Source organism: Streptomyces sp. NBC_00523 (assembly GCF_036346615.1).
Taxonomy (GTDB): domain Bacteria; phylum Actinomycetota; class Actinomycetes; order Streptomycetales; family Streptomycetaceae; genus Streptomyces.
Genome location: NZ_CP107836.1, coordinates 4,826,280 through 4,844,530, shown reverse-complemented (window position 1 = coordinate 4,844,530; position 18,251 = coordinate 4,826,280). Strand labels below are relative to the sequence as shown.

Annotated in this window: 17 protein-coding genes; 4 read left to right on the top strand and 13 right to left on the bottom strand. The window is 73.3% G+C overall.

The window, feature by feature from the left end:
* The first annotated feature begins 51 nt into the window (after positions 1-51).
* On the top strand, positions 52-981 hold the full coding sequence (locus tag OHS17_RS22160) for an SDR family oxidoreductase (RefSeq protein WP_330313577.1): 930 nt from the start codon (positions 52-54) through the stop codon (positions 979-981).
* Positions 982-999: 18 nt separating this feature from the next.
* On the opposite strand, the gene OHS17_RS22155 is transcribed toward OHS17_RS22160, so the two are convergent.
* Both OHS17_RS22155 and OHS17_RS22150 read right to left on the bottom strand, forming a co-directional pair.
* On the bottom strand, positions 1,000-1,848 hold the full coding sequence (locus OHS17_RS22155; RefSeq protein WP_330313576.1) for an ABC transporter permease: 849 nt from the start codon (positions 1,846-1,848) through the stop codon (positions 1,000-1,002).
* Complete coding sequence (locus OHS17_RS22150; RefSeq protein ID WP_330313575.1) at positions 1,845-2,753, bottom strand: ABC transporter ATP-binding protein; 909 nt, start codon at positions 2,751-2,753, stop codon at positions 1,845-1,847. Before OHS17_RS22150 ends, OHS17_RS22155 begins: the two co-directional genes overlap by 4 nt.
* Before the next feature lie 133 nt (positions 2,754-2,886).
* Here OHS17_RS22150 and OHS17_RS22145 point away from each other — a divergent pair, with 133 nt between their 5' ends.
* Positions 2,887-4,164 (top strand): sensor histidine kinase, encoded by a 1,278-nt coding sequence (locus OHS17_RS22145; RefSeq protein ID WP_330313574.1) that lies wholly within the window; start codon positions 2,887-2,889, stop codon positions 4,162-4,164.
* Positions 4,161-4,841 (top strand): response regulator transcription factor, encoded by a 681-nt coding sequence (locus tag OHS17_RS22140; RefSeq protein WP_330313573.1) that lies wholly within the window; start codon positions 4,161-4,163, stop codon positions 4,839-4,841. The genes OHS17_RS22145 and OHS17_RS22140 overlap by 4 nt, the downstream gene beginning before the upstream one ends.
* A 40-nt stretch (positions 4,842-4,881) precedes the next feature.
* Here OHS17_RS22140 and OHS17_RS22135 read toward each other — a convergent pair whose 3' ends face one another.
* The 8 genes from OHS17_RS22135 to OHS17_RS22100 form a co-directional block, all read right to left on the bottom strand.
* Complete coding sequence (locus OHS17_RS22135; RefSeq protein WP_018100838.1) at positions 4,882-5,493, bottom strand: response regulator transcription factor; 612 nt, start codon at positions 5,491-5,493, stop codon at positions 4,882-4,884.
* Positions 5,490-6,668 (bottom strand): sensor histidine kinase, encoded by a 1,179-nt coding sequence (locus OHS17_RS22130; RefSeq protein ID WP_330313572.1) that lies wholly within the window; start codon positions 6,666-6,668, stop codon positions 5,490-5,492. Before OHS17_RS22130 ends, OHS17_RS22135 begins: the two co-directional genes overlap by 4 nt.
* Positions 6,665-7,405: an ABC transporter permease gene (locus OHS17_RS22125; protein WP_164628519.1), complete on the bottom strand. Its 741-nt coding sequence runs from the start codon at positions 7,403-7,405 to the stop codon at positions 6,665-6,667. The genes OHS17_RS22130 and OHS17_RS22125 overlap by 4 nt, the downstream gene beginning before the upstream one ends.
* A complete protein-coding gene (locus OHS17_RS22120) occupies positions 7,402-8,337 on the bottom strand; it encodes an ABC transporter ATP-binding protein (RefSeq protein WP_330313571.1) in 936 nt (311 codons plus the stop codon). The genes OHS17_RS22125 and OHS17_RS22120 overlap by 4 nt, the downstream gene beginning before the upstream one ends.
* A 222-nt stretch (positions 8,338-8,559) precedes the next feature.
* Positions 8,560-10,671 (bottom strand): peptidoglycan binding domain-containing protein, encoded by a 2,112-nt coding sequence (locus OHS17_RS22115; protein WP_443066144.1) that lies wholly within the window; start codon positions 10,669-10,671, stop codon positions 8,560-8,562.
* Between the two features lie 165 nt (positions 10,672-10,836).
* Positions 10,837-11,292 carry a DUF6113 family protein gene (locus tag OHS17_RS22110; RefSeq protein ID WP_383168412.1) on the bottom strand — a complete coding sequence of 152 codons (456 nt, stop codon included), beginning with the start codon at positions 11,290-11,292 and terminating at the stop codon, positions 10,837-10,839.
* Complete coding sequence (mshB, locus tag OHS17_RS22105; RefSeq protein ID WP_330313569.1) at positions 11,289-12,188, bottom strand: N-acetyl-1-D-myo-inositol-2-amino-2-deoxy-alpha-D-glucopyranoside deacetylase; 900 nt, start codon at positions 12,186-12,188, stop codon at positions 11,289-11,291. Before mshB ends, OHS17_RS22110 begins: the two co-directional genes overlap by 4 nt.
* 51 nt (positions 12,189-12,239) lie before the next feature.
* On the bottom strand, positions 12,240-12,434 hold the full coding sequence (locus tag OHS17_RS22100) for a hypothetical protein (protein ID WP_018100847.1): 195 nt from the start codon (positions 12,432-12,434) through the stop codon (positions 12,240-12,242).
* Between the two features lie 209 nt (positions 12,435-12,643).
* Here OHS17_RS22100 and OHS17_RS22095 point away from each other — a divergent pair, with 209 nt between their 5' ends.
* A complete protein-coding gene (locus OHS17_RS22095; protein WP_383168417.1) occupies positions 12,644-14,737 on the top strand; it encodes a S9 family peptidase in 2,094 nt (697 codons plus the stop codon).
* On the opposite strand, the gene OHS17_RS22090 is transcribed toward OHS17_RS22095, so the two are convergent.
* The 3 genes from OHS17_RS22090 to OHS17_RS22080 form a co-directional block, all read right to left on the bottom strand.
* Entirely contained in the window at positions 14,738-15,784 is a 1,047-nt protein-coding gene (locus tag OHS17_RS22090) for a hypothetical protein (protein WP_330313567.1), read from the bottom strand.
* 179 nt (positions 15,785-15,963) lie between these two features.
* Positions 15,964-17,277 carry an ABC transporter ATP-binding protein gene (locus OHS17_RS22085; RefSeq protein ID WP_330313566.1) on the bottom strand — a complete coding sequence of 438 codons (1,314 nt, stop codon included), beginning with the start codon at positions 17,275-17,277 and terminating at the stop codon, positions 15,964-15,966.
* Entirely contained in the window at positions 17,267-18,244 is a 978-nt protein-coding gene (locus OHS17_RS22080; protein WP_330313565.1) for an ABC transporter ATP-binding protein, read from the bottom strand. Before OHS17_RS22080 ends, OHS17_RS22085 begins: the two co-directional genes overlap by 11 nt.
* Between the last annotated feature and the right edge of the window lie 7 nt (positions 18,245-18,251).

The following is an 18,251-nucleotide window of genomic DNA, read 5'->3' as shown; positions in this document are numbered from 1 at the left end:
CGGCAGCACTCCCGCCGCCCGGATCGTCAGCCTGTTCCAGGAGGTTTCCTCATGCGTGTATTCATCACCGGCGCGTCCGGCTGGATCGGTTCCGCCGTCGTCCCCGAACTCATCGGGGCAGGTCACCAGGTTGTCGGGCTCGCCCGTTCGGACGCCTCGGCCGAAGCGCTGGCCGCCGCCGGGGCCGGGGTGCTCCGCGGATCGCTGGACGACCTGGACGTGCTGCGCGAGGCCGCCGCCGACGCGGACGGGGTGCTCCACCTCGCGTTCAAGCACGACATCGCGTTCTCCGGGGACTTCCAGGGCGCCACCGAGGCGGACCGGAAGGCGATCGACGCCTTCGGGGACGCGCTCGCCGGGTCCGGCAAGCCCTTCGTCATCGCCTCCGGGCTCCTCGGGCTGGCCCCCGGCCGGGTCGCGACCGAGGAGGACGGGCAGAGCGCCGACCCGGACGCGCCGTCCGGCGGCCCGGGCGGACGCCAGGACAACGCGCGGGCGACGATCGCCCTCGCCTCCCGCGACGTCCGCTCGTCCGTCGTCCGGCTGCCCCCGACGGTCCACGGCGACGGGGACCAGGGCTTCGTGGCCTCGCTCGTCGCCACCGCCCGCACCAAGGGCGTCTCCGGCCACGTCGGCGACGGCTCCCAGCGCTGGCCGGCCGCCCACCGCGAGGACGCCGCGCACCTGTTCCGGCTGGCCCTGGAGCAGGCCCCCGCCGGCACCACGCTGCACGCGGCGGCCGAGGAGGGCGTCGTGCTGCGGTCCGTCGCCGAGACCATCGGCCGCCACCTCGGCGTCCCCACGGCCTCCGTCACCCCCGAGGACGCGCCCGGCCACTTCGGCTGGCTGGCCGGGATGGTGAGCCTCGACTCGCCCGCCTCCAGCGCCCTGACCCGCGAACGCTTCGGCTGGAAGCCGGCCGGGCCCGGGCTCATCGAGGACCTGGACCAGGGGCACTACTTCGGCACGCCGGGCGCGTAACGCGTCACCCCACCGCGCTCACTGGTCGCGGCGGTGCACCGCGCACACCGCCACGGCCCCCGCGACCAGTGCCCACAGGGCGTAGACGGTCCAGGCGCCCGCCTCCGACCACGGGTACAACGCGGCCGGGGGCTGCGGAAGGGCGCCGCCCGCCAGCCGGTCCCAGGCGCTGAACGGCAGGGTGTGCCGGAGCACCGCCGTCAGGTGGCGTCGGTCGCTGAGGATCATGGGGAGCAGGAGCAGCACCACCACGCACGCCACGATCGACGTCCCCGTGTGCCGGATCACCGTGCCGAGCGCGAGCCCCGCGAGCGCGGCCACCGGGGCGAGCAGCGCGGAGGCGGCGAGGACCTGCAGCGTTCCGGGGTCGCCGAGGGCCACGGAGGCGCCGCGTCCGGACAGGATCGCCCGGGTCGAGGCGAAGGAGGCGGCGGCGACGAGCACGCCGAAGACCGTGGTGACGGCGGCGAGCACGAGGACCTTGGCGGCCATCACCGAGCGCCGGGCGGGTACGGCGGTGAACGTCGTGCGGATGAGCCCGGTCCCGTACTCGCCGGTGACCGACACGGCGCCGATCGCGGCCAGCGCCAGGACCAGCACCAGGGCGGAGTTGTCGGTGAAGGCGTCGACCAGCGCCAGCCGGTGGCTGACGAAGAACTCCTGGCTGCCCTTGTCGTACTGGTACCAGTACTTGTAGTGGTCGTAGGCCGTACCGGCGTTGAACGCGACGACGGCCGACGCCCCGAGCGCGTACAGCCAGGGTGTCGAGCGCAGCGACCATGTCTTCAGCCACTCGGCGGCGATCAGGTCGGTGAAGCGCGCGCGTGTCCCGGCGCGCGTGACGGGGGTGGCGGTCGCCGTGGTCATCGGGGGTCTCCTGCCGGGTACTGGACGCTGTCCGCGGTGAGTTCCATGAACGCCTCCTCCAGCGAGGCGCCGAGGGGGGTCAGCTCGTGGAGCAGGACCCGGTGGCGCAGGGCGAGTTCGCCGACGCGCTCGGCGGGGAGTCCGGTCACCGTGAGCCGGTCGCCGTCCCCGGACACCGAGGCGCCCTCGGCGGTGAGCAGCGGCGTCAGGTCCGCCGCGTCCGGAGTGCGTACGGTGACGCCGAGCCGGGTGGAGCGGGCGGCGAACGCGCTCAGGCTCTCGGCGGCGATGAGCGTGCCCCGCCCGATGACGACGAGCCGGTCGGCGGTGTGCTCCATCTCGGTCATCAGGTGGCTGGAGACGAAGACGGTACGGCCTTCGGCTGCGAGCCGGCGGAAGAGCCCGCGCACCCACAGCACACCTTCCGGGTCGAGGCCGTTGAGGGGTTCGTCGAAGAGCAGAACGGGCGGGTCTCCGAGCAGGGCCGTGGCGATGCCGAGGCGCTGGCGCATCCCGAGCGAGAAGCCGCCGACGCGGCGGCGGGCCGCTGCCGCGAGGCCCACCTCTTCGAGGATCCCGTCGACCCGGGCGCGCGGGATGCCGTTGCTCCGGGCCAGCACGGCGAGATGGGCGCGGGCGGTGCGGCCGCCGTGGACGTCGCCCGCGTCGAGGAGGGCGCCGACGTGGCGCAGTCCGCGCGGGTGGTCGCGGAAGGGGCGGCCCCGGACGGTGGCCGTTCCGGCGGTCGGCTCGACCAGGCCGAGGAGCATCCGCAGCGTGGTGGTCTTCCCGGCCCCGTTGGGCCCGAGGAAGCCGGTCACCTCGCCCGGCCGGACGGTGAAGGTCAGGTCGTCCACGGCGGTGGCGCCGCCGTATCGCTTGGTCAGTCCGTTGACTTCGATCACGGGCCCCACCCTGCGGGCCGGGACCGGCCGGTGTCGTCGGGCCGTCGCTGACATCCGGACACGCCGGTCTGCACCCGTGGGTGTACAACCGTGGGCCGATGTGCGGGGGTTCGGCGCTGGTTACGCTCGGCACATGTCCAGCTCACCGGTCCTGCCCCTGCTCAGGCGCGTCCCACCCGGCGCGTGGGTGGCGGCCGCCTGGTGCGCGGGCATGGTGCTCACCCTCCTCATGCGGGTCCGGCTGCCCGGCGAGCGGCAGGCGTCGATCCTGCCCGGGGTCCTCTTCTACCGCTGGGACGGTCTGCTGACCCATCTGCTGTCCACCGCGCTGCTCGTGGCCGGCTGCCGGTGGCTCACCCGGCGGCCGCTGGGCGCCATGGCGGTGCTGCTCGCCGCGTCCGCGCTCGCCACGATGCCGCTCGGGGTGGCGGAGATCCCCCTGGCCCAGTTCCTGGCCGTCGATGTCGCCCTGTACTTCACGGCCGCCGCCCGCCCCTTGCGCACGGGTGTCCTCGCCCTCGTCATGTCGGTGACCGTCCTGGTCGCGTTCGTCGGCGGCCGGGTGCTCTCCGGGTGGCCCGCCGGTACGTCGGCGGAGCTGGCCGTCGCCCTGGTGGCGGTCGTCGCGTGGCTGATGGGCCGCTTCGTGTACGAGAGCCGCAGGCACGACGCGGACCTGACGGCCCGGGCCACGGACCGGGCGCTCGTCGCCGAACGGCTGCGCATCGCCCGCGAGATGCACGATGTGGTGGCCCACAGCGTCGGCATCATCGCCCTCCAGGCGGGCGCCGCGGCCAGGGTGGTGCACACCCAGCCGGACGCCGCCCGGGAGGCCATGAGCGCGGTGGAGGCGGCGGGCCGGGAGACGCTGGCGGGGCTGCGCCGGATGCTGGGCGCGCTCCGGGAGACCGGGCCCGGCCAGGACACGGCGGGCCGCGAGGACGCGCCACTGCGCCCCGCCGAGGGCCTCGCCGACATCGACCGGCTCGCCCGGGCCACGACCGCCGCCGGGGTCCGGGTCGCGGTGGACTGCCGGGGGGAACGGCGTCCGCTGCCGCCGGAGTTGGAGCTGTCGGCGTTCCGGATCGTCCAGGAGTCGGTGACCAACGTGGTGCGCCATGCGGAGACCGACGCCTGCCGGGTCCGCGTCGAGTACGGCGAGGAGGAGCTGACCGTCGAGATCACGGACCGGGGGCGGGGCACCGGCCGGGGTACGTCTCCTGGGTTCGGCCTCGTCGGCATGCGGGAGCGGGTGGCCCTGCTGCACGGCGAGTTCGCGGCCACGCCCGCGCCCGGCGGGGGGTTCCGGGTCACGGCACGGCTGCCGGTGCCGGTGCACGAGCCGGTGCGGGAGGCGATACCCGGGCCGCCGGAGCTTGGGCCAGAACCCCTCCGGGAGGCGACGATATGAGCGAGACCGGGGCGGCCTCCGTCATCCGGGTACTGCTCGCGGACGATCAGCCGCTGGTGCGGGCCGCGCTGCGCATGGTCATGGCGGACACCCCGGACATCGATGTGGTCGGCGAGGCGGGGACGGGCGAGGAGGCGGTCCGGCTGGCCGCGCGGCTGGCGCCCGATGTCGTGGTGATGGACATCCGGATGCCCGGTATGGACGGCATCGAGGCCACCGAGCGCATCACCGCACAGGGCGGCGAGGCCCATGTCGTGGTCCTGACGACCTTTGACGACGACGATTACGTGTACGGGGCGCTGCGCGCCGGGGCGGCCGGGTTCCTGGTCAAGGACATGGCGCTGGACGACATCCTGGCGGCGGTCCGGGTGGTGGCGTCCGGCGACGCCCTGATCGCGCCGAGCGTCACCCGGCGGCTGATCAAGGAGTTCGCGGCCCGGCCCTCGCCCTCCGCACCGGCCCCGGCACCGCTGACCGCGATCACCGACCGGGAGCGGGAGGTGCTGGTGCTGGTCGGCTGCGGGCTCTCGAACGCGGAGATCGCCGAGCGCCTGGTCATCAGCGTCGCCACGGCGAAGACGTATCTCACCCGCCTGCTCGCCAAGCTCGGGGCGCGGGACCGGGTGCAGCTGGTCATCATCGCGTACGAGGCGGGGCTGGTGGCCCCGGGGCGGTGACGCAGGCCGCGGCGGCGGGCGCCGTCGCCCGGAACGGCGCCTACAGCCAGCCCTTCTCCCGTGCCAGGCGGACCGCCTCGGCGCGGTTGCGGGCGGCCAGTTTCTGGATCGCCATGGAGAGGTAGTTGCGGACGGTGCCCTGGGAGAGGTGGAGGGAGGCGGCGATCTCCGCGTTGGTCGCGCCGTCCGCGGCGGTGCGCAGGACCTCGCGTTCGCGGTCGGTCAGCGGGTTCGCGCCGTCGGCGAGGGCGGCGGCCGCGAGGCCGGGGTCGATGACGCGTTCGCCGGCGAGCACCTTGCGTACCGCTTCCGCGAGCTGGGACGCGGGGGCGTCCTTGACCAGGAAGGCGTCGGCGCCCGATTCCATGGCGCGGCGCAGATAGCCGGGCCGGCCGAACGTCGTGACGACCACGACCTTCACGTCCGGCAGTGTCTCGCGGAGCCGGGCCGTCGCCTCGATCCCGGTCATGCCGGGCATCTCGATGTCCAGGAGGGCCACGTCGACGGAGTGCTCCCGGGCCGCCGCCAGGACCTCGTCGCCGCGGGCGACCTGGGCGACCACCTCGATGTCCGGTTCCAGGCCGAGGAGCGCCGCCAGGGCCTCGCGCACCATGGACTGGTCCTCCGCGAGGAGAAGTCTGATCATGCTCATTCCGCGGATCCTAGGCCGGATTCGAACGGAACGCTGAGGACCATGGTGAAGCCTTTGCCCGAACGGGGGTGGGTGGCCCGGGTGATGAGGGTGCCGTCCACCGAGGCCAGCCGTTCGGTGAGGCCGGTGAGGCCGTTGCCGGGCGCGGTTCCGGCGGCGCCCCGGCCGTCGTCGGCGACGGTGAGTTCGAGCACCCGGCCGTCCAGCGTCTGGCGGGGCGTCAGGGTCACCGTGCAGCGGCGCGCACCGCTGTGGCGTACGACATTGGTGACCGCCTCCCGCAGCCCCCAGGCGAGCACCTCCTCCGCCTTCTCGGGCAGCCCGTCGGGCACGTCGGCCGGGACGTCGGCGTCGACTCCGGCGGCGGCCAGCGCGGTGCGGGCCCCGGCCAGTTCGCCGGGCAGGGTCGGCCGGCGGTATCCGGTGACGGCACTGCGTACGTCCACCAGTGCCTGGCGGCTGACCTGTTCGATGTCCGCGACCTGGGCGGCCGCCAGCTCGGGCCGGTCGGGGAGCATCCGGCCGGCCAGCTCGCTCTTGAGGGTGATCAGCGAGAGGGAGTGGCCGAGCAGGTCGTGCAGGTCGCGGGCGAGGCGCAGCCGCTCCTCGTTGGCGGCGAGCTGCGCGACGGTGGCCCGGGCCTGGCGCAGCTCGATCGTGGTGCGGACCAGCTGCCGTACGCCCGTCATCGCGAACCCGCCCAGCAGGGCCGGGAAGACCAGGGCGGTGATGATCTCGCGCGCGTCCTCCAGGGTTGACCCGACACCCACGAGGACGGCGGTGACGACGGGGATCAGCCAGCGCGCGGTCCGCAGCGGCAGCGTGGCCCCGACGGAGACCGACACGTACACGAAGAGGACCAGCCACGGCGTGCCGAACGTCAGCGACATCAGCACCGCGACCGCGCCGAGGAAGGCGAGCGACGCCCGCACCCGGAAGGGGTCGAGCGCCTTCGACGTGTGCCGGAACACCAGGACCAGGTAGGCGCCGACGAAGACCAGCAGCCCGAGGACGCCGAGCGCGGTCGCCCACGGGGTGTGGTTGCCTTCGGCGAGGTCCTTGACCGGCGCGCTCATGAAGGCGAGCCAGATCCCGATCCACAGCAGCTTGATCCCGGCCTGCCGGGCGGTCGCGGGCGGCCGCCCGAGCCCCACCGACATCTCGTCGTCGTTCACGCCTTCAAGGTGTCCTTCCGGTAGAGCCAGGCCGCGCCGCCCGCGAAGAGCAGGAAGTAGACGCAGAGGACGGCGACGTCCTTGGCGTGGGGCGCGCCGCCCATTTCGACGGCCTGGCCGAGAGCAGCGTACGCGTGCGTGGGAAGCCACTCGGAGATGTTCTGGAGCCACTGCGGGAAGGTCGCGCTGGGCATCCAGAGGCCGCCGAGGATGGAGAGGCCGAAGTAGATGATCATCGTGATCGGGCGGACCGCGTCCCCGCTGGCCATGTAGCCGATGGCGACGCCGAGCGCGGCGAAGACCAGGGAGCCGGCCCAGATGACGCCGGTCAGCGCGAACCACTGCCAGAGGTCGAAACGGACGTGTTTGACCGAGGCGGCGACGAGGAAGACCACGACGATGCACGGCAGGGTGACCATGGCGGCGCTGGCGATCTTCGCCAGGACGTAACCCCGGCCGGGCAGCGCGGTCAGCCGCAGCTGGCGCACCCAGCCCTTTTCGCGCTCCTTGGCGATGCGCTCGCTGTTGCCCATGAGGACGGCGGTCAGCGCGCCGAAGGAGGCCATGGAGACCATGAAGAAGGACTGGAGGGTCAGATCCGTGTGCGGGATCTTGTCGGTGTCGTTCTGGGTGCCGGAGATCAGCAGGTAGATCACCGACGGGTAGATGACCGAGAAGAACATGAACTTCTTGTTCCGCAGGGTGCGGGTGACTTCGAGCCGGATCAGCGTGTTCATGAGGTCTTGGCCTCCTCGGCCTCGGTGATGGCGACGAAGGCCTGCTCCAGGCCCAGTCCGGCGACTTCGAGCTCGCGCGGGTAGAGGCCGAGGCCGTAGACCGCGTGAACGGTCGCGTCGGCGTTGTGGGACTGGATGCGCACCCGGCGGCCGTTGACGTCGAGCGAGGCGAGGAACGGCAGGGCGCGCAGGGCGGCCTGGTCGATCGCGCCCTCCAGCTCGAAGGAGATCCGGCGGGCCCCGGCCTTCGCCTTGATCTCGGCGGCGGTGCCGTCGGCGAGGAGGCGGCCCTTGTGCAGGACGAGGACGCGGTCGGCGATCGCGTCGGCCTCTTCCAGGTAGTGCGTGGCGAACAGGACGGTACGGCCCTGCTCGGCCTGCTCGCGCATGGTGGCCCAGAACGCCTGGCGGGCGGTGACGTCCATGCCGGTCGTCGGCTCGTCGAGGACGATGAGGTCGTTGGCCCCGGCGGTGGCGAGCGCGAACCGTACGCGCTGCTCCTGGCCGCCGGAGAGCTTGTTGACCATCCGGCCGGCGATCGACGCGATGCCCGCCCGGGCCAGCACCTCGCCGACCGGGTGGGGGCGCGGGTGCAAATCGCAGGCGAGCCGGACCAGTTCCTCGACGGTGACGTCCTCCATCAGGCCGCCGCTCTGGAGCATGGCGCCGACCCGGCCGGCCTTGATGGCCTCCTGCGGGGTGGTGCCGAAGAGGCCGACCGTGCCGGAGTCGGCGGTGCGCAGGCCGAGGAGGAGGTCGAGGGTGGAGGACTTGCCGGCGCCGTTGGGGCCGAGGAGGGCCACGGTCTCGCCGGGATGCAGGTCCAGGGTGAGCCCGTCGACGGCGCGTACGTCCCCGTAGACCTTGCTGACCTGGTCGAAGCTGACCACCGCGGTCCTCGTCGCGGTCGCTCCGGTGGCTGTCGTTGTCATGCGTCCAGCCTGGCGGACCGGGGGGTGCGCGCGGCAGGGCCAGCGGTCGTGGATCCGGGATGACAGATGTCATGTGCCGGGGGTGACGGGCGTACGGGGGCGGGTGTACGGGGGTCTGCCGCGGGGAGGCCGCCGCGCCGGGCGGGGTCCGGTTTCGCCCGGTCACGCCGCCGCCCCCGGCCGGGGTCCGGTCGGGGGCGGGTGGGCTGTGGTGCGGGCCGGTCAGCCGTTGCCGTCGAGGTCGATGGTGACCGTGCGCTCGGCGGGGGTCTTCCCCATCAGCGCGCCCTTCATGGCGAAGGCCACGTCGTCCGCGCTGAGCTGGTGCTTCTTGCCGTCACCCTTGGTGATCATGACGCCGTCGAAGACACCGGCGCAGAGCCGGTCGATCGCCTCCTTGTCGTAGACGTCGACCAGCTTCCCGTCGACCGCCTTCATCGACAGGATCTGCGGCAGCGACTTCGCCGGGCCGAACGGGATCTCCTTGCCACCGGCCCTGATGGTGATCAGGCCGGACATCGCGGGCTCCGCGAACTCCTTCATCGCCCGGTCCAGTTCGGCCTGGGTGACGGTGGGCTCCCGTGTGACGACGGGCAGTTCGACGGCCCGGGCGCTGCCGGTCTCGACCTGGGCGCGGTAGGCGTCCCGGACCGAGCCCATCGACTTGTTGACGTCGATCGCCTTGCCTGCCTTGCCCGGTACGGCGACGGCCTTGCCGGGCTCGAACTTGATGGTGCCGTCCTTCACGGTGCCGGAGCCGCCGGCCAGGTCCTGGAGCGCGACGCCCAGCTTCTCCTCGTCCACCGGGAAGACCGGCTCGACGGTCCGCTCGCCGCCGAAGAGCGAGCCGATGACGGAGACCGGGTTGTAGTCGCTGCCGGCCGCGGCGCGCACGGTGGCCTGGCTGTCCAGGGAGAGCCCGGCCTTGTCGGGGGCGAGCTGCGTCTCCTTGCCGTCCACGGTCAGCTTGAGCGGGGTCGCGGCGCGCTTGGCGAGCGCGGCGTCCAGCTTCTCGACGCCGTCCTCCTTGGTGCCGCCGCCGATGTCGACGCCGAGGACGGTGGTGCCCTTGGGGACGTCGGAGTGGTTCATCAGGAGTCCGGCGCCGTACGCGACACCGAGCAGGCAGACGACCGCCACACCGAGCAGGACCAGCTTCGAGCGGCCCTTCTTGGCGGGCGCGGCCTTCGGAGCGGGCCGGGGCGCGGCGGCGGCAGGCTTCGGCGCCGCGCTTCCGGGGCCACCGGGTCCGCCAGGCCCACCGGGACCCGTGCCCATCGGGTCGCCCGGGACGTTCCGGCCGCCGGGCACGACGGGGATGCCGCTGTTCAGCGTGTCACCCGAGACGTTGCCGCCGGGGCCGCCCGGGGGCGGGGCGAACTGCGGGGTGAGGATGGCGGTGTCGTCGGACATGCGCGGCGGCGCCCCGCCCTGCCCGGGGCCGCCCGTGTTGAGCGGACCGGGGCCCGGCGGGAAGGGACCCGGGCCCGACGGGAAGGGTCCGGGGCCGTCGAGGTTCGGCGTGAGCGGCGAACTTCCGGCGGCCGGGCCCGTGGTGGGGCCGGCGGGGCCGGGGGTGCGCACACCCAGGTCGGGGGTGGCACGCGGACCGCCGGGGCCCTCCGGGAAGTCGCGCTGCGGCCCGTCCGAGAAGTACGGCAGGTCGGTACGGGGGCCGGAGGGCGGGGAGACGCGGCCGGGGCCGCCGGGAGCGCCGGGACCACCGGGACCCGTCGGGGCGCCGGGACCACCCGTAACACCAGCACCGCCGGGCCCGCCGGCACCGTCGGGAGCACCCGCACCGCCGGGACCACCCGGAGCACCCGCGTCACCCGGCACCGGGAAGCCCGCGCCGTCCGTGTCGCCGGGGCCGCCGCCCGTCGGCGGCTTCGCGGCCGCCGGGGGCTTGCGCGGGGCGAACCAGTCGCTGCCGCTCTTCTCCTTGGCCGGCTTCTCGGAATCCGCCGGGGACGCGTCCTCGCCGGACTCCGCGGCCGGTGCCTGAGGAGTCTGCGGTGCGCCGCCCGGCGCGGAGGCGCCCGGACGCGGGGTCGAGCCGGTGCGCTCGCCCTCGCCCTCGGCGTCGCTCATGGGCGTACGCATGACAACAGGCGGGATGGGGCGCGACCCCGGGATGTTGATCCGGATGCGCGTCGTCAGCGTCGTCTCGGTCTTCGGCTCTTCCGGCCGGTCCGGCCCGCCGGGCTCCTGGGATCCGTCCGAGGCGTCCTGCGACGGATACTGGCGGGATCCGTACGGCGGCGTACCCGAGGGGTACGCGGCTCCTCCGCGACCCTGGGGCCCGGAGGACGAACTGTCAGTTTCACGACTCAAAGCAGGTTCTCCCGATTGGCTCCGCCGCCCGTGCTTCCCCCGTGCCACAGCCCGGGCGCGCGAACCACCATACTGGCCGCCGCCGGTACACACCCCGCGACCGGGGGAAACGACTGCGCACCCCCCCGGACGGGCAGGGGGCATTACGGGATCGGACGGAGCACATTACTTGGCAGGTCGGCCGCTTTCGGCCCGCTGCCCGGACGATCGCGGCATGGTGGCACAGATCACAGCGATGGCCATTCCGCCCAGCATGAAGAGCCCGAGGCCGAGCGCGTCACCGAAGACATAGTCCCCTTCGGGCCGCCCGCTGAGCAGAAAGACGACCGAAACCAGCCACCCCGCCGCCGGAGCCACGGCCCCGGGCTGGGTGCCCATCAGGGTGCGCCCGCCGTGGAAGAGGCCGGCCGCCGCCGCCAGGGCGATGAGCAGTCCGCCGGGGAACCAGGCGGGCTGGACCAGCGTTCCGGCGATGCCCACGACGGCGCCGAGGACCGCGAGCCCGAACAGGGCGGCGATCCGGGCGAGGTTGAGGGGGGCGGCCAGACCAGTGGCCGGAATGTCCTTCTTCTGCGCGCCCGTCCGGTCGCCGCCGGCCCGCGCCCTGCTGCTGCCGCTCACCGGTCCGCCCCCGGCACACCCGCGAAGAGGTCCCGTTCGCGTTCGCCCGCCGGGGCGCCCGGCGTGCCGCTGACCAACTCGTAGTACTCGGTGGTGAACACGGGCTGCCCCAGGTCGTTCGACAGGGCGAAGTAGGACCCCTGGACGGCGATCTGGGTGGCGTGCGCCCGCATCGCCGCGGTCTTCGCGCCCTCGTGGCCGGTGCCGTCGATCACGGTGGTGATCCGGTCGTCGTCCACCACGCCCGGTACGTCGCCGATCGCGGCGATCCCCGGGAACGCGTCCGGGGCCTCCGCGCGCAGCGCGGCGAACCCCTCCTCGGCGACCGAGCGCGGCACCCGGTTCCAGTAGACCTTCGCGACGGCGTGCGGGGCGCCGGAGCCGGGCCGGTACGCGGCGTCGGCGGCCAGCTCCGCGGCGCGGGTGGCGACGCGGTGGGCCTGGATGTGGTCGGGGTGTCCGTAGCCCCCGTCGGGGTCGTACGTCACCAGGACCTGGGGGCGCACCTCGCGGATGACGTCGGCGAGGTGTCCGGCGGCCTCGTCCACGTCGGCCGACCAGAAGGCGCCGGGGCGGCGGTTCTGCTCGGCGCCCATCATCCCGGAGTCGCGGTAGCGGCCGGGGCCGCCGAGGAAGCGGTGGTCGGTGACACCCAGCTCCTTCATGGCCGCCGCCAGCTCACCGCTGCGGTACGGGCCCAGGGCGTCGTCGCGGTCGGCGGCGAGACCGGCGAGCGAGGGCGGGATGATCTCGCCCTCCTCGCCGAGCGTGCAGGTCACCAGCGTGACCAGGGCGCCCTCGGCCGCGTACCTGGCCATGGTGGCGCCGTTGTTGATCGACTCGTCGTCCGGATGCGCGTGCACCAGGAGCAGCCGCCGGGCGGGAAGGTCCGTCATGGGACCAGCCTACGAGCCCCCGGAGCGGCCGCCCGCCCACGGGTGGCCCGGTCAGAACTTGATGCCGCCGATCATGCCCGCCACGTTCGTCGTCAGCTCGGAGATGGTGGGTGCGATGGACGAGCTGGCGAGATAGAAACCGAGCAGCGCGCAGACGACCGCATGTCCTCCCTTCAGTCCGGACTTCCGGATCAGCAGGAAGACGATGATCGCCAGCAGCACCACCGCCGAAATCGAGAGCGCCACGGCGGTTCACCTCCATCTGTACGGTCGGGACGGGCAGCACGCATGGAGCCAGCAGGTTCATACCCACCGAGCGCTACGGATCATAACTATCCGTGGCAACGCATTGTTCGGGGCACAGCAGCACGAGGGGCGCACGGACGGGCGTGGGTCGATAGGTTCGGCCCATGACTTCGTCAGAGATCACGTTTCCGCTCCAGCAGGCCCGGACCATGAGATTCACCCTTGGGGCACCGCGTGCGTTCACGGTGTCACCCGACGGTGGACGCGTGGTCTACCTGCGCTCGGGTTCGGGTACGGACCGCTCGGGGCAGCTCTGGGCGCTGGACCTGGACGGGGCCTCCGGGCCGCGAGAACGCCTGGTGGCCGATCCGCAGGCGCTGCTGGGCGGTTCACAGGAGCGTCTGTCGGCGCAGGAGCGCGCCCGGCGGGAGCGCAGCCGCGAGGGCTCCTCGGGGATCGTGGGCTACGCGCTGGACGGGGCCGCCGGGTTGGCCGCGTTCGCGCTCTCGGGGAAGGTGTACGTCGCCGATCTGGGCGCGGGCACGGCGCGCGCGCTGCCCGTTCCCGGCCCGGTGATCGATCCGCGCCCCTCCCCGGACGGGCGACACGTCGCCTATGTGTCCAAGGGTGCCCTGCGCGTGGTCGGGGTGGACGGCGCGGCGGACCGGGCGCTCGCGGAGCCGGAGGACGGCCATGTCACGTACGGGCTCGCGGAGTTCATCGCGGCCGAGGAGATGCACCGCTTCCAGGGCTTCTGGTGGTCGCCGGAATCGGACCGGCTGCTCGTGACCCGGGCCGATGACAGCCCCATCCAGCGGTGGTGGATCGCGGATCCCGCGCACCCCGACCGCAAGCCGGCCGAGGTCGCCTACCCCGCGGCGGGCACGCCCAACGCGGAGGTGGGGCTGCATGTCCTGGACCTGGACGGCAAGCGCACCGAAGTGGTGTGGGACCGGGCCCGGTTCCCGTATCTGGCACGGGTGCACTGGTCCTCGTACGGGGCTCCGCTCCTCCTCGTCCAGGCCCGGGACCAGCAGAGCCAGCTGTATCTGGCGGTGGACCCGGAGACCGGGGCGACCCGGACCGTGCACGCGGACGAGGACCCGGTCTGGCTGGAGCTGTTCTCCGGGGTGCCCGCGTGGGCGCCGGACGGGCGGCTCGTGCGGATCACGGACGAGGGCGGGGCGCGGCGGCTCGCGGTCGGCGACCGGACGCTGACCAGGAGCCGGCTGCACATCCAGTCGGTGCTGGACATCGGGGACTCCGACGTCCTGGTGTCGGCGTCGGCGGGCGAGGCGGCGGCCGAGCCGGAGACCGGCGAGACCCATGTGTACCGGGTCAACGAGCTGGGCGTCGAGCGGGTCTCCGAGGGCGTCGGCGTGCACACGGCCGTCCGGTCGGGCCGGGTGACGGTGCTGGTCTCGGCGACGCCGGAGCGGCCCGGGTCGACGGCGCGGGTGCTGCGGGACGGCAAGGAGATCGCCGTCGTGGAGAACCGTGCGGAGCGCCCGGTGCTGACCGCGCGGCCGGTGTTCACCGAAGGGGGCGCACGGCGGATTCCGTGCGCCGTGTTGCTCCCCACCGGGTACTCGGAATCGGATGGTCCGCTTCCGGTCCTCATGGACCCGTACGGCGGACCGCACGGCCGGCGGGTCGCGGCCGCCCACAATCCGCATCTCACCTCGCAGTGGTTCGCGGACCAGGGCTTCGCGGTGGTCGTCGCGGACGGACGGGGCACGCCCGGTCGTTCACCGGCCTGGGAGAAGGCGGTCAAGGACAACCTGGCCCTCAGCCTCGACGACCAGGTGGAGGCCCTGCACGCGCTCGCGGAGCGCTTCCCGCTGGATCTGGACCGGGTGGCCATCCGGGGCTGGTCGTTCGGCGGCTTCCTGGCCGGGCTGGCCGCGCTGCGGCGGCCCGACGTCTTCCACGCGGCAGTGGTCGGGGCCCCGGTGACCGACCAGCGGCTCTACGACACCCATTACACCGAGCGCTACCTGGGCGACCCGGCGCGGAACCCGGAGGTGTACGCGCACAACTCGCTGGTCACCGACGCGGGCCTGTCGGGCGCCGCCGAGCAGGTGCGGCCCATGCTGGTCATCCACGGTCTCGCGGACGACAACGTGGTCGTCGCGCACAGCCTGCGGCTGTCCTCGGCGCTGCTCGCCGCGGGCCGGCCGCACGAGGTGCTGCCGCTGAGCGGGGTGACCCACATGACCCCGCAGGAGAAGGTGGCCGAGAACCTGCTGCTGCTCCAGGTGGACTTCCTGAAGCGGTCGCTGGGGCTTCGGTCGGCGTCCTAGCTACCAGCCGGGCGGCGGCTGCGAGGGCGGTGGGGGCGGGCCGAAGCCGCCGCCGCCCTGCGGGTAGCCGTAGCCGGGGTGGTGCGGGGGCGTGGCCGGTGTGGGGCCCCAGCCCGGGCCTGTGCCGGTCCAGGGGTCCTGGCCCGGGGCGCGGACCGGGCCCGGCACGGCGAGGGCGATGAGCGCGGCCAGGGCGGCGAGTACCTGGAAGAACGAGCTGAGCAGGCTGAGCTGGAGCTCGGTCGGCAGGTCGCCGAAGTGGTCCAGCATGTCGTAGTGCACGATCCGGACCACCCCGAACACCCCGCCGGGCAGCAGCACCGCCGCGGCCACCAGGCCGAACGGGCGGGCGTGCGGGGCCCGGGCCACGGCGCTGATCCCGGCGAACACGCAGAGCAGGGCGAGCATCACGGTGGCCCAGCCCGGCGGCGGACCGGTCAGGTACTGCGCGACCCGGTCACCGCCCACGTACCAGTCGGGGAAGAACTCCGGGTCCCGGACGAGCTGGCGGATCTCCCAGGCGATCAGCACCGCCCCGGCCGCGCACAGCGCCAGGAACGCCAGGACGCCCGCGCCGGGGCCGGGTCCTGCCGGCGTCCGCTCGTAGGAGTCGGCGGGCGGGCGGCGGCCCGCCCCGGCGGTGATGATCATCGCGGCGGCCGCGGCGACGGCGACGAAGGCGCAGATCAGGGCCCGTGAGCGCAGGTCGTCGGAGTACGCGGCCTCCATCCGGCGGCTGCCGATGGTCCAGAGTCCGGGGAGCCGCACGGTGAGGGTGACCACCCCGGCGACGACGAGTGCGGACGCGGCGGACGCGGCGCGGAGGGCGGCCACGGCGGCGGCCACGTACACCACGAAGAGGACGAGGTCCGTGCCCGAGGTGGTGGGGGCGGTCCGCATGCGGGTGTCGTACAACCCGGACCAGTACCGCCACAGTTGGCCGAAACCGATCGCATCGACGTCCCGTATCAGCCAGCACGCGACGATCACCGCGAGCACGGCGGACAGGACGGCTCCGGTGACTCTTGCTCCGCGGGTGAGTATCACACCGGCGATACTTCCGTGCGTCCGCCCTCCGGACAAGAGGGCCTGCGCCGCCGCCCGTACGGCGACCGGCCGGGGGGCGTCACACCCCACCGGCCGGTTCCACGGCACCCGCACGGCCGTACGTTGTCGATGATGCCGCGTCCGTATATCGGGGAGGTTGCCCGTGTGTTAACGCCGCGTCAGACGGCCCGGCTGCTCCCGGAGGGCGGGGGCGGGCCCTCGTCGCGGTCCGCCGATCCCGGCTGCTCGGCGGCATCCGTGGCCTCCGTGGCGCCCGTGGCTCCCGCGGCGCCCGTGGGCTCCGCCGCCTCCGTCGCCCGCGCGGCCGCCTGCTCCTGGCCGCCCTCCCCCGGCACCGCGTCGAGGGTGCCCTCCGGCGGGACCACCCGCTTCTCCTCCGCGAAGTGGCAGGCGGAGGGGTGCTGCGCCGGGGTGTCCACGTTCTGGAAGACCGCCGGGACCGCCAGCAGCGGCACCTCCAGCTCGCACCGCTCCTGGGCCTTCCAGCAGCGGGTGCGGAAGCGGCAGCCGGAGGGCGGGTTGGCGGGCGAGGGCACGTCGCCGTGCAGGATGATCCGCTCGCGGAACTCCCGCGCCGCCGGGTCCGGCACCGGCACGGCGGAGAGCAGCGCCTGCGTGTACGGGTGCGTGGGGTGGTCGTAGATCTCCGCGTCGGTGCCGATCTCCACGAACCGGCCCAGATACATCACGCCGACCCGGTCGGAGATGTGCCGCACGATGGAGAGGTCGTGCGCGATGAAGACGTAGCTCAGGTTGAACTCGGCCTGGAGCCGGTCCAGCAGGTTGACGACCTGGGCCTGGACGGAGACGTCGAGCGCGGAGACCGGTTCGTCGGCGACGATGATCTCCGGGTTGAGCGCGAGGCCGCGGGCGATGCCGATGCGCTGGCGCTGACCGCCGGAGAACTGGTGCGGATAGCGGTTGATGTACTCCGGGTTGAGCCCGACGACGTCCAGGAGATCCTGCACCTTGCGGCGCCGGCTGCCCTTCGGGGCGACCTCCGGGTGGATCTCGTACGGCTCCCCGATGATGTCGCCGACCGTCATGCGCGGGTTGAGCGACGTGTAGGGGTCCTGGAACACCATCTGGATGTTGCGGCGGACGGCCTTGAGCGCGCGGCCGGAGAGCTTGGTGATGTCCTCGCCCTTGTAGCGGATGGCGCCGGACGTCGGCTTCTCCAGCTGCACGAGCAGCCGGGCGACCGTCGACTTACCGCAGCCGGACTCCCCCACGACGCCCAGTGTCTCGCCGGCCCCGAGGTCGAAGGTGACCCCGTCGACGGCCTTGACCGCGCCGACCTGCTTCTTGATGAGGATGCCCTGGGTCAGCGGGTAGTGCTTGACGAGGTCGCGCACCTCCAGGATCGGTTCGCCGCCCGCGTACGCGCTCTCCTGGCGCGCCTTGGACAGCAGGGTCCGCGCGGTCTCGCCCTCCTCGCGCGCTTCCTTGCGCCCCGAGTGGTCAGCGTGCATCGAGCGTCTCCTTCCAGAAGTGGCAGGCGCTCTGTCGGTGCTCGGCCACGTCGTACAGCGGCGGCACGTCGGTGCGGCAGACGTCCTGGGCCATCGGGCAGCGCGGGTTGAAGGCGCAGCCGGGCGGGATGTGCAGCAGGTTGGGCGGCAGGCCCTTGATCGCGTACAGCTCCTGGCCCTTCTGGTCCAGGCGCGGGATCGAGGCCAGCAGGCCCTTGGTGTACGGATGGGCGGGCGCCTTGTAGATGTCGTGCACGGGCGAGGTCTCCACGATGCGGCCCGCGTACATCACGGCGATCTTGTCGGCGACGTCCGCGACCACGCCCAGGTCGTGGGTGATGAGGATCAGGCCCATGTTCAGTTCGCGCTGGAGCTCCGCGAGGAGGTCCATCACCTGGGCCTGGACGGTGACGTCGAGGGCGGTGGTCGGCTCGTCCGCGATGATCAGGGAGGGCTCCAGGGCGAGCGCCATCGCGATCATGATGCGCTGGCGCATACCGCCGGAGAACTGGTGCGGATAGTTGCCGACCCGCTCCTTGGCGGCCGGGATGCGGACCCGGTCCATCAGCTCGATGGCCTTGGCCTTCGCGTCCTTGCGGGACATCCCGCGGTGCACGACGTACATCTCGCCGAGCTGGTCGCCGACGGTCAGGACGGGGTTGAGGGAGGACAGCGCGTCCTGGAAGATCATGGCCATCTCCTGGCCGCGGATCTTCCGGCGCTCCTCCTTCTTCATCGTCAGCAGGTCGCGGTCCTTGAACAGGATCTCGCCCTGCGGGATCTTCCCCGGGGGCATGTCGAGGATGCCCATGACCGCCTGCGCGGTGACCGACTTGCCGGAGCCGGATTCGCCGAGCACCGCGAGCGTCTCGCCCTCGGCCACCGAGTAGTTGACCCCGTTGACGGCCTTCACGACCCCGTCCCGGGTGTGGAACTCCACGTGCAGATCGCGCACTTCGAGCAACATGGCAGCG

Coding starts and splice junctions, on each gene's coding strand:
- OHS17_RS22160 (WP_330313577.1), top strand. CDS start 52: ATGCGTGTATTCATCACCGGCGCGTCCGGCTGGATCGGTTCCGCCGTC.
- OHS17_RS22155 (WP_330313576.1), bottom strand. CDS start 1,848: ATGACCACGGCGACCGCCACCCCCGTCACGCGCGCCGGGACACGCGCG.
- OHS17_RS22145 (WP_330313574.1), top strand. CDS start 2,887: ATGTCCAGCTCACCGGTCCTGCCCCTGCTCAGGCGCGTCCCACCCGGC.
- OHS17_RS22140 (WP_330313573.1), top strand. CDS start 4,161: ATGAGCGAGACCGGGGCGGCCTCCGTCATCCGGGTACTGCTCGCGGAC.
- OHS17_RS22135 (WP_018100838.1), bottom strand. CDS start 5,493: ATGAGCATGATCAGACTTCTCCTCGCGGAGGACCAGTCCATGGTGCGC.
- OHS17_RS22125 (WP_164628519.1), bottom strand. CDS start 7,405: ATGAACACGCTGATCCGGCTCGAAGTCACCCGCACCCTGCGGAACAAG.
- OHS17_RS22120 (WP_330313571.1), bottom strand. CDS start 8,337: ATGACAACGACAGCCACCGGAGCGACCGCGACGAGGACCGCGGTGGTC.
- mshB (WP_330313569.1), bottom strand. CDS start 12,188: ATGACGGACCTTCCCGCCCGGCGGCTGCTCCTGGTGCACGCGCATCCG.
- OHS17_RS22095 (WP_383168417.1), top strand. CDS start 12,644: ATGAGATTCACCCTTGGGGCACCGCGTGCGTTCACGGTGTCACCCGAC.
- OHS17_RS22085 (WP_330313566.1), bottom strand. CDS start 17,277: ATGCACGCTGACCACTCGGGGCGCAAGGAAGCGCGCGAGGAGGGCGAG.
- OHS17_RS22080 (WP_330313565.1), bottom strand. CDS start 18,244: ATGTTGCTCGAAGTGCGCGATCTGCACGTGGAGTTCCACACCCGGGAC.